The organism is Pseudomonas sp. GM55 (assembly GCF_000282395.1).
Lineage (GTDB): Bacteria > Pseudomonadota > Gammaproteobacteria > Pseudomonadales > Pseudomonadaceae > Aquipseudomonas > Aquipseudomonas fluorescens_CC.
The window spans coordinates 1-15412 of sequence record NZ_AKJJ01000023.1 but is presented as its reverse complement, the minus strand read 5'-3'; the positions used below and the strand labels follow the sequence as shown (position 1 = coordinate 15412).

Annotated in this window: 12 protein-coding genes and 2 pseudogenes; 1 reads left to right on the top strand and 13 read right to left on the bottom strand. The window is 59.0% G+C overall.

Features of this window, described 5'->3' with window-relative positions; all coding sequences use genetic code 11:
- The 5 genes from PMI31_RS03550 to PMI31_RS03530 all read right to left on the bottom strand — a co-directional run.
- Window positions 1–1166: OmpP1/FadL family transporter (locus tag PMI31_RS03550; RefSeq protein WP_008016281.1), on the bottom strand; the 1166-nt coding region annotated here is incomplete at its 3' end.
- A 158-nt stretch (window positions 1167–1324) separates the two neighbouring features.
- Complete coding sequence (locus PMI31_RS03545; protein ID WP_008016280.1) at window positions 1325–3226, bottom strand: acyl-CoA synthetase; 1902 nt, start codon at window positions 3224–3226, stop codon at window positions 1325–1327.
- 2 nt (window positions 3227–3228) lie between these two features.
- Entirely contained in the window at window positions 3229–4185 is a 957-nt protein-coding gene (locus tag PMI31_RS03540; protein WP_008016279.1) for a fumarylacetoacetate hydrolase family protein, read from the bottom strand.
- Window positions 4186–4360: 175 nt separating this feature from the next.
- Window positions 4361–5452 carry a VOC family protein gene (locus PMI31_RS03535; RefSeq protein WP_008016278.1) on the bottom strand — a complete coding sequence of 364 codons (1092 nt, stop codon included), beginning with the start codon at window positions 5450–5452 and terminating at the stop codon, window positions 4361–4363.
- An 86-nt stretch (window positions 5453–5538) separates the two neighbouring features.
- Complete coding sequence (locus tag PMI31_RS03530) at window positions 5539–6153, bottom strand: TetR/AcrR family transcriptional regulator (RefSeq protein WP_008016277.1); 615 nt, start codon at window positions 6151–6153, stop codon at window positions 5539–5541.
- 364 nt (window positions 6154–6517) lie between these two features.
- On the opposite strand from PMI31_RS03530, the gene PMI31_RS03525 reads away from it, so the two are divergent.
- Window positions 6518–7753, top strand: coding sequence for an NADH:flavin oxidoreductase/NADH oxidase family protein (locus tag PMI31_RS03525; protein WP_008016276.1), 1236 nt, complete (start codon window positions 6518–6520; stop codon window positions 7751–7753).
- A gap of 21 nt (window positions 7754–7774) precedes the next feature.
- On the opposite strand, the gene PMI31_RS03520 is transcribed toward PMI31_RS03525, so the two are convergent.
- From PMI31_RS03520 to PMI31_RS30680, 8 genes and pseudogenes are all read right to left on the bottom strand, one after another.
- A complete protein-coding gene (locus PMI31_RS03520; RefSeq protein ID WP_008016275.1) occupies window positions 7775–8422 on the bottom strand; it encodes a TetR/AcrR family transcriptional regulator in 648 nt (215 codons plus the stop codon).
- 2 nt (window positions 8423–8424) lie between these two features.
- Window positions 8425–10083, bottom strand: a complete 1659-nt coding sequence (gene mhpA / locus PMI31_RS03515) for a bifunctional 3-(3-hydroxy-phenyl)propionate/3-hydroxycinnamic acid hydroxylase MhpA (protein ID WP_008016273.1) — start codon at window positions 10081–10083, stop codon at window positions 8425–8427.
- Window positions 10084–10526: 443 nt separating this feature from the next.
- Window positions 10527–10640, bottom strand: a pseudogene (locus PMI31_RS30685) (IS30 family transposase); the annotation flags it as partial.
- 103 nt (window positions 10641–10743) lie between these two features.
- The gene (gene otnI, locus PMI31_RS03510; protein ID WP_008016271.1) at window positions 10744–11526 is read right to left on the bottom strand and encodes a 2-oxo-tetronate isomerase; all 783 of its coding nucleotides are present in this window, start codon (window positions 11524–11526) and stop codon (window positions 10744–10746) included.
- Window positions 11527–11643: 117 nt separating this feature from the next.
- On the bottom strand, window positions 11644–13104 hold the full coding sequence (locus tag PMI31_RS03505; RefSeq protein WP_008016270.1) for a GntP family transporter: 1461 nt from the start codon (window positions 13102–13104) through the stop codon (window positions 11644–11646).
- 189 nt (window positions 13105–13293) lie between these two features.
- Window positions 13294–13932, bottom strand: coding sequence for a 3-oxo-tetronate 4-phosphate decarboxylase (otnC, locus tag PMI31_RS03500; protein WP_008016269.1), 639 nt, complete (start codon window positions 13930–13932; stop codon window positions 13294–13296).
- Window positions 13929–15221 (bottom strand): 3-oxo-tetronate kinase, encoded by a 1293-nt coding sequence (gene otnK / locus PMI31_RS03495; RefSeq protein WP_008016268.1) that lies wholly within the window; start codon window positions 15219–15221, stop codon window positions 13929–13931. The genes otnC and otnK overlap by 4 nt, the downstream gene beginning before the upstream one ends.
- A 27-nt stretch (window positions 15222–15248) precedes the next feature.
- Window positions 15249–15412, bottom strand: a pseudogene (locus PMI31_RS30680) (NAD(P)-dependent oxidoreductase); the annotation flags it as partial.

The following is a 15412-nucleotide window of genomic DNA, read 5'->3' as shown; positions in this document are numbered from 1 at the left end:
TTCGGCGAATAAGCACCACCCAGGGTCACGGCTTGGCGATTCCCGACCGGAACGCGCACGCTACGATCGGCATTGCTGATTGGCGACGGATCATAGGCGTAGCCTGCACGCAGCAGCCATTGTTGGTTCAATTGCCAGGATGCGCCAACGGCGGTGGCCCAAGTGTCATGCCAGTTCATTTCTTCGGTCACACTTCCCAGGCCAGCTGCCTGGCCCAAGGGGGAAAGCCCACTGTTGACTGCCTCGACCTTCTTGATCCGGCTCCAGCGTTTCCAGGTGGTCCCCAGGTATCCCGTCCAGCGACTGTTGAAATGATGGGTGATGGAGGTGTCCACAGATTCGGGCATCGTGATGTCTATCTTGTTGTCATACTTTCCGTCCAGCGGGATAACGCTCGGGGAGCCGGAAACCTCGGTATGCCCTTCAAGTTCATAGTCCACCTTCGAGTGATAGTTGATCCCCCAACGGGTGGCCTCGGTAAAGTCAACCAGGATGCCGACGTTGTAGCCAAGTGCGGTGTCATCGCCCTTGATGGTGACCAGTGTGTCCTCGCCGTTGTTCAGGGCGCCGGTGGCCAGGTAGTTCTGAAGCTTTGCACTGAAGTGGTTTATGGTCGGTCCGCCACCAATGGACAGGTAGTCATTGATCCGATAGGCAATGGTGGGCTGCAGGGTTACTTCCTTGGTCGTGCTATAGGAGCCATGGTAACGGCCCTGAAAACTGCTCTCGTAATCATTGATCAGACCACTCGGAGCATAAAGACCCAGGCCAATCGAGAAACGATCATCAAGTGGCGTCGACATATAGGCGAAGGGCACAACCCCCAAAGGGACCGAGTCCCCTTTATTCGTTCCCGAGGCACTGCTCTGTGCATCACTGATGTCATCGCTCACCGAAACGACCGCGGCTCCGCCGGAAATCTCGGTACGTTTCAATTTGGTCAAACCTGCAGGGTTTCCAAAGATGGTGCTGGCGTCCAGCGCAGAAGACGACCTCCCCGCATAAGCCGTACCCGCACTGCTTGCACTTTGCTCGTTCAAGGCAATGCCATTGGCGCTCGCGCTTGTTGAAACGCCGAGTATTGCCGCGGCACCTGTGAACTTGATCCAGGAAGACATTTCTCGCACAGCGCAGAGACACGGGGTTGCACGGTTGCTCAGTTTCATTTCCCACCTCGTATTGTTTTTATTGATTGGTGCGCAGGCAAAGCTTCGCCTTCCGGTGCACTTGGCAGTGCCGGTTGGCGTTGATCGAAGTTGTGAAAAAGGCCCTGGCTGATTAGCACCAGGGTCGGAGTGCCGAATTTACGAAGACAAAGTCAGGATCATTCAAGCCACTCCACCTGAAAGCTATAGCGACCTAGAAGAAGGGCCAGGGACTCTTGATCTCGCCCGGCCCGGATGCACGCGACTAACCCGCGTTGTTCATGCTGAATCACCTCGACCGCAATGTCCTTCAGGCACATGCGATCCACATCCTGCCGGACAACCCTGGCAACTTCGCGCTGCTGCAACGCGGGCTTGAAGATTTTGCCCACCGCCGTCAACGGCAGTGCTTCGAGAATTTCAATCCGCTTGGGGATGGCCGCCCGCTCACTGATGTGGTGTTGAGTAAACTGCTCAAGTTCTTCAACGTTGCAGGTGTGGCCTGGCCGCAGTTGCACGTAGGCGACCGGCACTTCACCCGAATAGGCGTCCGGGCTGCCGATGGCAGCCGCCAACGCCACTGCTGGGTGGGCCTGCAAAGCCTCCTCGATTTGCTTGGGATCGATATTGTGGCCGCCGCGGATGATCAGTTCCTTTTTGCGCCCGGTTAACCAGAAGTAGCCATTTTCATCCTGGCGCCCCAGATCGCCCGTGTTCAGCCAGCGCTGACCATTGATGTCGATCCACAGGCCCCGGTTATGGCTTTCTTCAACATAACCCTCGAACAGGTTCGGCCCCGTGATGGTGATCAGGCCAATTTCGTCGATGTCGGCATCGCGCAGATACTCTCCAGCGTCATCGAGCATGACTGCACGCATGTCCTGGTAGGCAATCCGTATACCGATGGAGCCGATGTAGCGCTCGCCATGGGGCGGATTGACCGAGGAGACGCACGCGCCTTCCGTGAGTCCATAGCCTTCGAGGATCTTTACCCCGGTCCGGCCTTCAAACTCCCGGAAAAGTTCGACCGGCATCGGTGCGGCACCACACATGGCATAACGCAGGCTGGACAGGTCACGGCCTTCCAGCTCGTTTTGCAACAGTGCGGAATAGACGGTTGGAACGCCGGAGAAGAAGTTGATGCCGAAGTGCTCGACCATCTCCCAGAAGCGTGGGATCACACCCTCACCGCGGTAGCCCTGCGGCGTGCCGAGGATGACATGATCACCCTGGGTCCAAGGCATCAGGCCTGTCACCAGCTGAGCATTTACATGGAACAGCGGCAACCCGCAAAAAATGACCTGGCCACCCCCATGGGGTTGCATGTGCGTGGCCATGGCCCACGCGTTGAAGACCTCCGCCCCATGGGTTCGCATCGCAATCTTGGGCAGCCCGGTGGTACCGCCGGTGCAGAAGTAAGAGGAACGATCCTCAGGGCGGAACAGCCGAGCACTCTTCAGATGCGTGCCTGGCTGAGCATCCATCAACGTTCGTAATTCATGAATCGTGGTCCCCCTGTGCAACTCACGTTCTTTCTCTGCCAGGGATGCGAGGGATTCACGCTGGGCGACGTCAACATAGGGGCCCATACCAACCCAAACGACGTGCTTGATCTCGGGAAGTTGATCCAGCTGCGAGGCCAGCTTGGGCCACAAGTCGCTGCCCGGCGTCGGTGCGAGCGTTACCACCACGCTGGCCTTGGCGGCCCGTAGCAAGGCCGCCATCTGTTTGGCCTCCTGCAGCGGATTGATCGCCATGACGACACCGGCCGCTTCACCCCCCCAGATAGTGAAGTGGGTTTCCGGCAGGTTGGGCAGGATGAAGGCCAGCACTTCCCCTGGGGTAATGCCCAGGTCGTGGAAGGCATTCGCCGCGCGAGTGATATCTTCGACGAGTTCGGCATAGCTCCAGTGGTGGGTGTTCCTGAAGCTGGTAGCGTCGGCGAAGAAACTCAGTGCGGGTGCATTGGGAGAAAGCCCGGCTGTACGCGCCAGTGCTTCATAGGTGCTGGAAGCCAAGCCACGCTCCGACAACGGAACCTGCTCGATACTTTCAATGTCGTTCAGAGATCGCACCATCATCGTCAGGCCTCCTCTACGACTCGGTTGCGTTGCACACCCAGGTCAATCACACCATCCACACTGCGAATGCGCGCTTCGACGACGTCTCCTGCCTTGAGATACTGCGTCCGCCCTTCCTGCGCTTTGAGGAAAAGCTTCCACTTGGTGGCTTCTGGCATCAGCGCTGCAATGCGCTGTTTGGCGGGCGAAGGGATGGTCAGCGCGCATCCCGCCGGCGTACCGGTGGCGATCAGGTCGCCGGGGGCGAGATCTTGAACGGAGGAGAGTTCGGTCAGGGTTTCAGCGGGGCCATACACCAGGTTGGCCGTGCTGTCGCTTTGTCGCACCTCGCCATTGACCGTCAGGCGCAACTGCAATGCTTTCAGGTAATGCATGTCCTGGGCATCCAGCAGGCAGAGGTAGGGGCCGACCGGGCCAAAAGTACGGAAGCTCTTGCCCTTGTAGAACTGCATCTGCGGGATCTGAATGTCGCGTGCCGAGTAGTCATTGACAATGATCACGCCAGCAATGAACTCATGCAGATTGGCATCGTTGACGGTCACTGCGCCGCTGATGACGCGTTTCATCACCAGCCCGAGCTCGATCTCATAGTCAAGGAATCGGACGCTGCGCGGCTTGATCAGGACGCTGTCTGCGGCCACCAGGCAGCTGGTCGCCTTGGTGAACATCATGTTGTATTTCTTCGCATCCGGGTCCATACCCGACTCGATCATGTGCTGTCGATAGTTGGCCCCCTGGCAGACGAACTGTTGATTGCGGGTCACCGGCGACAGCAGTTTCACTTTGTGCGCCTCCAACTGAGTACCATTCAGTTGAGCGAGGTCATCGATACTGTTGTGGCTGATGAAGTCACCCGTGGTCTCAAAGGTACCTGGGACAATCGTGATACGGTCTTGGCGTAGCACGCCCCAGTGGATACCGTTCTCAAACTCAAAACGGACTACATGTACAGCAGACATTGAAGGTACTCCTGGAGCAGCGTTTGTCCCACGCTCGATGGCGCGAGAACTGGGGTGTTGTTCTGAGGGTGGGCTGGCGATGCTGTAGATCAACGAGCCGCCGGCGATCAAGGCACCGGCTTTGAGCACGTCTCGCCGGCCATACCCTGTAGCGTTGCCCGACATGGCGGCCGCTCTACCCGAACATCCGCATCAGCGTGATCAACTTGCGAATCGTCAAGTCCGGGCTGCGTCGCAGGTTGCGAACCAGCGCTCGCACGTTGCTGAAGCTCATCCTGGGTTTGGTAAAACTCTTGGGCATGCGCTGCCCCCACTGCGCCATTGCCTCAGGACTCACGGGATGGATGCCCGTAGGTTGCATGGCGGTAAAAATATCCCCGTCGCAGTAGTGCTCGTGCTTGTCACCCCAGGGGTCTTGCCAGTAATCGAAGATCTGACTGCCCAGGATGTGCCGGCCGATTCCCCATGAGTGCTCCCAACCCCGCTCTCGCAGAACCCGCTGCCCCATACCCACCGCGTCGGCGTCGACGACTTCATAGGCGCTATGGCTGTAGGTCGGCATGAACCCTTGGGCGATCGCCAGCGTATGGTGATCCGCAGGCCTGTCACCGAGATCAAGACGCATGAAAGCGACGATGGGGGTGCCGTCGGGGAGTACCTGCACATCGCTGGGAATAAACCCGAAATGCCGGGTGTACCAGGCACAGGTTGCCTGATAATCGGCCACTTCAATGACGATGTGACCCAGTTTGATGACTTCAGGCGGTGCAATCGGTGTGCGCTGCGTGGCGTTGATTCGCGATTGCTCTTGCGCCAGATTCCAAGGCAGTGGAGCCCTGTGTTCCAGGCTTTTACCAGGCGTCTGGTCGTAAACGGCTTCGACGATAAAGCCGGAAGGATCGGTCAGTCTGACGTAGTGCCCGCCGCCAGGATGCATCGAGGCCTCGACCGAGGATGCACCTGGAATTTGCGTCAGCTTTTCCAGATCCTTGAGCGATTGGACTGCCAGGCCGAAACCGACAAAGCCTGCCTTTTCTGAACGGTGCACGCGATAACAGTAGGCGGTTGGCTCAGTGCCGCGCAGGTACAGCGTATCGGCATTCTGATGACTGACGGTCAGGCCGAAGTCGGTCAGGAAACGCGCCGCCTCATTCAAGTCCGGCCTTTGAAAAATCAGGTGAGTCAGACCTTGGGCCTTCACCCTCGGTTGCGGATGTCGGGCAGGTTGTGGCGTCGCCAATCGGGGCATTTCATTTTTGCTGTTCATTGTTCTTGTTTTCCAGTTTTTTCGGGCAAAGCGATCCCCGAACCCCTGAAAATGCCAGGGGTTTTTCGTGGTGTCGGTTATCGCGCTTAGTCGATCGGAGGAAGTGCCGGCAACTCTACGGTCGCCAGCGCTTTCGCCTCCTCAAGAGGCACACCCAAGGCCCGCAATACGAGTTCGGCCGTATCAGATCCCGATTCGCGCCACGTTCTGTGCCCTTCCAGAACCAGGAAAATGGACCCGAGGACGCTGCTCGATATCAGCGTCAGGACCGAGAGCAATTGCTCTTGCGCAAACGTGTACCGACCGGTGGAAAGTCCACTCAGAAGATCCGTCGTCGCCTGGCTGGAAAACATTTCACGCAGCGAAGCGTTGCTCATGGCGAACTTATGGATGAATGCCCCCCAGTGGGAGTCTTCGTGAGCCCGACGGATGAAGAACCGGATGCCATTGGCCAGGCGCTGAGCGGGATCGGAGAGGGAGTTGAAGCTCTTGTTGACCCGCTCATGCATCTCTCTCGCGAGATGGCTGGCGACCGCCTCGAACAGTCCATCCATGCTCTCGATGTTGCTATAAACCGTGCCGCGGGCCACCCCTGCCTCTTGCGCAAGGTCGAGGATGTTCACTTGCGAGGTGCCCTTTTCCGCGAACAGGCGAAAAGCGGCCTGGTGAATGCGGCGCTGTGTTGGATTCAGAAGTTCCACGGTCTCTCTCCAGAATTGCCCTATACGCCAATTGAACACGTGTGTTCGATTGGCGTCAATCTAGTTTTTGGAATGAAAAGCAATTTTTTTCGAACAAAAACCACAAAAACCCTTTATTTAGCATATTTAATAAAGGATCCACGAGGCCATCCGGCACGTTTCCGATACCTACGCATTGACTCAATTGAACACGCGTGTTCATATTTATGTGAGCTGGCGCAGTCGCTGAATGGTCCATTCAAAGCCATCTATCGGGGTATTCCCCAGCCCCAGGTAGACCGACGCAGCCAGAGGATGACGTTTCTCCAGAGGCATTTCCCTTTGAATGAGGACCGCCAACTTTTCGTTAACTGAAGGACAGAACATGACCGGCTCCAAGCTCTTCGAACCGCTTCGATTGCCCAATGGTGTAGTGATTCCCAATCGAATCGCCAAGGCCGCCATGGAGGAAAACCTTGCCAATGAAAATCACGTTCCAGGAGAAGCGCTGGCCAGGCTTTATCGGGGGTGGGCGGAAGGCGGTGCTGGCTTGATCATCACGGGCAACGTCATGGTTGATCGCCACGCCTTGACCGGCCCCGCGGGTGTGGTGCTTGAGGATGATCGGAATCTGGTGAATTTCCGGCTTTGGGCCGAAGCTTGCCGCAGTCGTGGGGCTCAGGCCTGGATGCAGATCAATCATCCCGGACGTCAGCTCCTGGCTTCAATGGGGCAGCCGGCAAGAGGCCCCTCCGCCGTTGCGGTCGATATCCCCGGGTTATCTAAAGCTTTTGTACCGCCCAGAGCCTTGGATGAGCAGGAAATCGAGGAACTGATTGAGCGCTACACCCAAGCGGCGGTGCTGGCAGAGCGTGCCGGATTCACCGGTGTAGAGATTCATGCGGCACATGGCTATCTGTTCAGCCAATTCCTGTCGCCCCTGACCAACCGGCGTGACGACCGCTGGGGCGGTAGCCTGGAAAATCGTGCGCAAATTCTCCTGCAAACCATCGACGCCATACGTCAGCGCGTGGCACCGATCTTTTGCGTCGCGGTGAAGCTCAATTCCGCGGACTTTCAGCGCGGCGGATTCGATGCCGAGGATGCGGCTCGCGTGGTGGAAATGCTCAACGCCAAGGCGGTCGACCTGGTCGAGTTGTCGGGTGGCAGCTACGAAAGCCCGGCAATGCAGGGGCAGACTCGCGATGGCAGCAGTCTGGCCCGAGAGGCCTATTTTCTCGAGTTCGCGGAGAGGATAGGAGAAATCGCGCGCATGCCGCTGATGGTCACAGGTGGTGTGCGTAGAAAGGAAGTCGCGGAGCGAGTGGTGAGCGGCTCGGTGTCGATGGTCGGGCTTGCCACGGCGTTGGCCATCGAGCCGACCCTGCCCAGCCAGTGGATGGCAGGTCACGACACCGAAGTGGAGCCCATCGTCGTCCGCTGGAAGAACAAGGCGCTGGCGTCACTTGCTGTCGCATCGTTGATCAAGAAGCAGCTTGGCCTGCTGAGCCAAGGGAAGCGGACACGACCTGGGATGTCACCGTTCATGGCATTGATCAGTAACCAGCTGAAGTCTCGACGCCAGGCGAAACGTTATCGGCAATGGATTGATAACGCCTGATCGATCAAGAAAGAACTCAGATCAGGCAGGTAGTGGCTTTGCGGCGATTTTCCGGGCTTTGGCAGGCGTTACGCCCAGGGCCTGGAGAATCATTTCGGCGACCCGCACATCGTGCTCAACCACTGCACGTCCCTCGACAACTGAGCGCATCGCTCCGGTTGTGCACGATACGACCAAATCCAGGGCGATCCCCTCGTCCTGATAAGCAAAAGTCCCCGCGCGCAACCCCTCACGCAGATCGCTCATTACATGAGTCGCCAAACGCGAGCGCATGGCCTGGTCGAAATGGATGATGCGCAGCAATGCATTTGCCCATTGGTGGTCAGCGGCGGCCCGACACACAAACATGCGTACGCCAATCGAAAGCCGCTGTGCTCCGCACTGTACGTCCGTGCTCAGGACGGAAATGGCGTCAGAGAACTCGGCGGCCATGGCAATGCCCACCGCTTCGAGTACTTCGTCGCGCGTTCGGAAATAGTTGTAGATGGTGCCGTTGGATACCGCCGCCTCGGCGGCGACTTCGAGCAATGCGATCTCCCCCACCTCCTTACGTGCGACAAGTCGCAAGGCTGCGTCCACCAGACCGCGCCGGGTGCGTTCACGCTTCTTGTGCCCCCTGGTAAGAGGTTCTGGCGCAGCAGCTTCAAAAGGAGGTGTGGGGGTATGCATGATTAAGCTCGTAATCTAATCGGCTCGTTGATGGTACTGGAAACGCCGTCAGGAGTGGCGTCATTACTCATCAACAAGCCCCGGCAGTCTCGAAGGAGTCTGCTTGCCTCTGTGCCAGGAGCGTGGTGCATGATAATACGGTCAGGACGAACCGCGACCAGTGTTCCTTTCGCGGCCAGCGGCAGGATGTCATGGTTCATGTCTTCGATGAAGTCACAACGGCCGCCGGAGCGTTGACCGCGGGGTCTGACCTCCAGGAAGTGACCGCCCATCTTTTCCCAGGAAACGATCTGCTCAGTGGTGAGCAGTGACAAGGGGTCAACACCGAATCCAACCAGGGTCAGGTTGTCTCCCAAGGCGTCGTCGCTCAGCTTGATCTGCTTTTGCAGGGTGCGAATCCAGGCTTGGGGAAACAGACTGCCACGTACCAGCTTGTCGCCCCGACGATGCGGCACGAACAGACCGTGCTTGAAGGTGTTCTTCGGCTTGATGTCCAACTGCTCGAAGTACCTTCTGGTCGCGGGAGTCAACCCCAGCATGCGCATCAGGCCGTGAATAAAGAAAGCCGCGATCTTGTTCTTGGGCATGACCAGACGGCCCATGAGTTTTGCCAGATCGATCATCGCCTGAGCATGCGGGCGACGCTCTACATCGTAGGTATCGAGTATCGCGGGCGCGGCGTGGCCACGAAGAACCCAGGCCAGCTTCCAGGCCAGGTTGGCGCCATCACGAAGGCCCGCTACGAGACCCTGCCCGACGAAGGGAGGGGTAATGTGCGCGGCGTCACCGACGAGGAAAGTACGTCCCTTGCTGAATCGGTTGCAGCAACGCGCGTGGAATCGATACACCGCCTTGCGCTCGATTTCCAGTTCCTGCGGATTGACCCATGGCGCAATGAGCCGCGCGATGCTTTCCGGGCTTTCCAGCTCCTCCCGGGATTCGCCGGGTTGTAGCATGAATTCCCAGCGTTCCCTTCCACCGGGGGCCGGCATGTGCGGCGTGGGCCGCTGCGGATTACAGATAAACTCAATGTGATCAATGGCCGACTGATGCCGGTTCCTGGCATCGACAATCAGCCAATCCTCTGCATAGGTTTGGCCTTCGAACTCCTGGCCGATCAGCGCCCTGACCCTGGAACTGGCGCCGTCCGCACCGATCAGGTACTGGGCGCGAACAGAATGCGAGTGCCCATTTTGATCCCGTACGGTGGCGACCACGCAGTCCGCTTCCTCGACCAGACTCTCCAGTTCGAAACCACCCAGGCTGGTCACGGATTTCAGTCGGGAAACCTGGCCACGCATCGCTCGCTCGAGGTCGGGTTGATAGAAGGTCACAAGCTTGGGATGGCCGTCGATACACCCTTCAGTATTGGCTCGACCGAATTGCCCGAGGACCGGAGAGTGCATCTTCACTTCAGGGATAACGATCTTCTCGAAAGCGTCCTCCGACAATCCGGCGAGTTGCAGGATGCGCAGAGCCTCGTTGTCCAGAGCAATGGCACGAGGCATCAGTACGATTTCATGGAGCTTGTCCAGCACCAGGGTCGTAACCCCGTAGCGGCCGAGCAGCGCCGCGATTGTCGCACCTACCGGACCGTTACCGACGACCAGCACGTCGACGGCGGCGGGAGGCAATTCGGAAACTTTTTTGTTGTTGTTCATCTCGAGCCCTTGTTGTGATTGATGTCGTGAGGCGCGCAGGTCTCATCGTCAGGCAGAATCAAGGTATGCAATATTGAGAGATATTTCAATATTGATATTTTTGTCATTATTCTTTTGGGATCATTGAAAACCCGTGATGAGGCCTAACGGACGAGCTGAGATGTCAGGCGTAAGTGGCCGCATTAAGGCAAAGAAGGCTCGTGGCATGAAGTTGCGTATGTGCCAGTTTCCGACCGACGACGCTTGGCTTCACAGCTGATCAGCGTTGTCATGGGAGTAATGGCTCAGGACTGAAGCGGGTGACTGCGAGGGGTCCGAGCCCAGGTCGAAGACGACCGAATCCCGTGCGCATTTTTAGCGCACCACCCTGTTTTAAATCTTTAGGAATCAACCGAGGTCAGCCGCGAGGTTCTGCTAAAGCTACGCCCTTTCGCCTCCTCGCGGCCGCCCGGCAACAGCGGTCGCCTCGGTCGACAAACCTGACGGTGAGCTTGCACCTGTTGTTGGGCAGCACGGGCAGAGTGACTACCACAGACCTGACGACTACGGCGCAACTCTCAGCTTATGGTCGAGTGGGATCACAAGTCATGCAGCGACCTCAGTGGTCGTCATAAAAGGTGCGCAACGAATAACGATTCAATGGATCAGTTTTTCCTGCGCTTAACGCGATTTCCAGTCGCGCAACCACTGCAAGCCGGCCGAAGTGTTGCCACGCGGCCGGTATTCGCACCCGACCCAGCCGTTATAGCCCAACTGATCGATCAGCTCGAACAGGTAGGGATAATTGACTTCTCCCATGTCCGGTTCATGTCGGTCCGGTACGCCGGCGATCTGGATATGGCCGATACCGTCGAAGTCCCGACGCAGTTTAGTGGCCAGGTCGCCCTCGACGATTTGGCAGTGGTAGCAGTCGAACTGAACCTTCAGGTTACTGGCGCCCACTTCCTTGCAGATGGCCTGGGCCTGATCCTGCCGGTTGAGGAAAAAGCCCGGCATGTCCCGCGTATTGATCGGTTCGAGCAATACCGTGACGCCGACCTTGGCCGCTTGGGCGGTGGCGTAGGCGAGGTTGTCCAGGTAAATGGCGTGATGCCGTGCCCGATCACTTTCGGAGGGCAGCAGCCCGGCCATGACATGGATCCGTGAATTGCCCAGTACCTCTGCGTATTCCAGGGCGCGATCAAAACCGCTACGAAACTCACTCTCCCGGCCCGGCAACGACACCGTGCCCCGCTCGCCCGCCGTCCAGTCACCGGGCGGCGCGTTGAACAGCGCCTGCACCAGGCCGTTGTCGCTCAAGCGTTGCTTGAGTTCTTCAGCGCTGTAGTCGTAGGGAAACAGATACTCCACCGCTTCGAAACCATCGGCAGCCGCGGCGGCGAAGCGATCCAGAAACGCATGTTCCGGGTAGAGCATGCTGAGGTTGGCAGCAAAACGAGGCATGGTAACTCCTATAGATGGCTTTCGTAGGCGCTGAGCTTGCTCCGGGCGGCGTTCCGACGATGGCGATCTCAAGGACGCCATCACCGGCAAGCCGTGCTCCTACAGGTCGACAGTTCGTTAGACAAAGGGCCAGATCAGCAGGGTAATACAGAAACCCAAGGTGCCGAGCAAAGTGGTCAATACCGTCCAGGTGCGCAAGCCGTCGGCCACGTTCAGTCCGGAAAGCTTGGTGAAGATCCAGTAACCGGCATCATTGATATGGGACATGGCCAACCCGCCACCGCCCATGGCCAGACACAGCAAGGCCATGTGGTTCGGGGTGAGATTGAGGGTCGCAATCAGTGGACTGATGATGCCGGCAGTGGTCACCAGCGCCACCGTGGTCGAGCCCTGCACCGCGCGCAACAGCAGGGTCAGCAGAAAGCCCAGCGCCAGCACCGGCAGACCGGTTGTGCGCAGCATTTCGGAGACCACGGCACCGATTCCGGTATCCACCAGCACCTTGCCAAACACCCCCCCGGCACCGGCAATCAGGATCACCATGGCCACACCGGGCAACGCCGAACCAATCACGTCCGACACCTGAGTGCGGCTCCAGCCCCGACGCGAGCCCAGCAACCAGGCACACAGCAAGGTGTCGATCAGCAGGGCCACCAGCGGCGCGCCGAGCACGGTCATGATGCCGCGCAGAAGCGAATCAGCCGGCAGCAACGAGGTGGACAGAGTCCCGAGCAAAATCAGAATGATGGGTAGCAGGATCAGGCTGACGATCAGGCCAAACCCTGGTGCGGGTGCCGGCGGCAACTTGGAAACGATGTTGCTGGTGGCCTCTTCCAGGCCCATGTGCGACACGGCCACAGCCGCTCGCTCATCGCTCTTGTCGTTGCCATTGGACCAGGCGGCCAGATCTTCGTTGGTGACATGCGGACCATAGACCTCGGCACGAATATCGTCGGTCATCGGATACACCCGACGGGTCATGCGTCCGGCCACGCGGTAGCCGACATAGCAAAGGAACGCGGTGATTGGCAGACCGAACATCAGCACGCGACCCAGATCCGCGCCCAACTGACTGGCCGCGGCCACTGCGCCCGGGTGTGGCGGGAGAAAGGCGTGTACGGTCAACAACGCCGCGCACATCGGCAACGCGAATACCAACAGCGGCTTACGCGCACTGCGCGCAACACCATAGGCCAGCGGCATGAGGATGATCACGCCGACCTCGAAGAACACCGGCACCCCGACCATGAAGCCGGCAATCGTCAACGCCAGCGGCGTACGTCGATTGCCGAAACGGGTAATCAGCGTCTTGGCCAGCGCTTCGGCACCGCCTGAGAGCTCGATGATCCGCCCGATCATCGCCCCAAGGGCAATGATGATCGCAATATGACCCAGAGTCTTACCCATGCCGCCTTCGATGGTGGCGACCAGATCGGCGGGCTTCACCCCGGCCACTAGCGCCACCAGAATGCTCACCAGCATCAAGGCCACGAAGGGCTGAAACTTGTATTTGAGCACCAGGAACAACAACAGAGCGATCCCGAGCCCCGCGGTAACCAGCAGGATTAACGGGCTCATTTCACATACCCTCCACGCCAGGTGAACGAAACGGTGCCGCCACTGGATCTGAACATGCCGCAATGAAGATGAGTCATGCCTGGTTTTCCTCTTGTTATTGTATTTTTTGGCAAGCCGAGTCCATCGAGAGTCGCTGCGCGTCTCCCGGTCAGGGCCTGCGTTATCGATCGGTCGTGTTAAGCCAACGCCTTACCAGTGCGCACCAAAAGTCTCTCGCAGCTCGTCCAGCGCCGCCTGATCGAGCGGTTCAGGCTTGGGATTGCTCATCAGCCAGAGCCGCGCGGTTTCCTCGAGTTCTTCCAGGGCGTAGCTGGCCCTGGACACCGAACTCTCCCAGACCACCGGGCCCAGCCGTTCGAGCATCACGCCGCGAACGCTGTTGGCCAGCTGGGCGACCTGTTCGGCAACCTTCGGCGAACCGGGTCGCTGGTAGCCAATCAACGGGATATGCCCGACTTTCATGACCTGATACGGTGTCAGCGGTGGCAGAATGTCGGCCGCCTGCCAGACACCGGCCAGCGTCAACGCCACCAGATGGGTGGAGTGGGTATGCACCACGCCGCCGACACCTGGGTTGCGGTCATAGACCTGGCGATGCAGCGCCAATGTCTTTGAGGGCTTGTCACCGGACACCCATTCGCCAGCCAGGTTGACCTTGGCGATGGTTGCCGGATCGAGGCGCCCGAGGCAGACATCAGTCGGGGTGATCAACCAGCCGTCGTCCAGACGCGCGCTGATATTGCCGGCGCTGCCCACAGTGTATCCGCGCTCATAAAGGCTAAGGCCTGTCTCGCAGATTTCTTCGCGCAAGGCGTTTTCGTTAGTCACTGCACACCTCCGGCGAGTTGGTTCAAGGCTTTGCTGAAGAAATCCCGGCCACCGAAGTTGCCCGATTTGAGTGCCAGCGCCAAAGGTTCGTCAGTACTGCTGACGGTCGCGGGTACACCCGGATCGATCTGTGCGCCGATCTGCAGCAGCTGTACGCCCAGCGCCTGAACCACAGCGCCCGAGGTTTCTCCACCGGCGATCACGAAGCGGCGCACACCGCTCTGGCACAGCCCCTGTGCAATTTGGCCAAAGGCGTTTTCCACCAGCGTGCCGGCTTGATCCACACCCAGTTGCTGTTGCACCGACTTGACCTCTTCCGGCGAGCTGGTGGCGTAGATCAATACGGTTTGTTCGTTGTCCCGAGCGAAGGCCAGGGCTTGCGCCACCACCGGTTCACCCGCCGCCAAGGCCAACGGATCAATGCGCAGGGCCGGCCGACCGGCTTCGAGCCAGGCAGCCACCTGTCCATTGGTAGCGATCGAAGCACTACCGGCCAACACCACTTCCAGGCCTGCCACCGCCGGGAGTTTCGCGGCATCGAGGTCGCGTAGCTTGCCGGCCCGACGGAAGTTTTCCGGCAAGCCCAAGGCCAGTCCCGAACCGCCCGTCAACAACGGCAAATCGGCGCAGGCGGTACCGAGGGTGTACAGATCGCTGTCCGACAAGGCATCAGCGATGACCATGCCGACACCCTGTGCCCTCAGCTCTGCGATGCGCGCCCTCACCTGCTCTGTGCCACGGGCAATGGTGTCGTAGCGCAACAGACCGACATTCAGGCGAGTCTGCGATTGCAGGACCCGAACCAGATTGGCATCACTCATCGGTGTCAGCGGGTGATGTTGCATACCCGACTCACTGAGCAACTGATCCTGCACAAACAAGTGGCCGCGAAAGATCGTCCGGCCATTTTCCGGGAACGCCGGGCAGGCCAGGGTAAAGTCGCTACCCAGTGCCGCCAGCAGCGCTTCGCTGACCTGGCCGATATTGCCGGCCGCGGTGGAGTCGAACGTCGAGCAATATTTGAAAAAGATCTGCTCGCAACCTTGCTCGCGCAGCCAGGCCAGCGCGGCGAGGGACTGCTCGACCGCTTCGGCGACCGGCGTGGTACGCGATTTCAGGGCAATGACGATCGCATCGGCATCAAGCCCGGCGGCAATTTCCGCGCTCGGGATACCGATGCTTTGCACGGTGCGCATTCCGCCGCGCACCAGCATGTTGGCCAGATCCGTGGCACCGGTGAAGTCGTCGGCGATGCAGCCCAGCAGCGGGCGTGCAGTGGATGTAGTCATGGGGTGTTCCTCAAACGGGCTCAGGCTTCAAACGGACTGGGGCTTGGCAGTCGGCAATTCGATGCCCGGGAAAATCTTGATCACCGCTGAATCGTCCTCACGGCCGAAGCCGGCACTGGACGCCTGCATGAACATTTGGTGAGCGGTGGCCGACAGCGGCAGCGGGAATTTGCTGGCTCGGGCGGTATCCA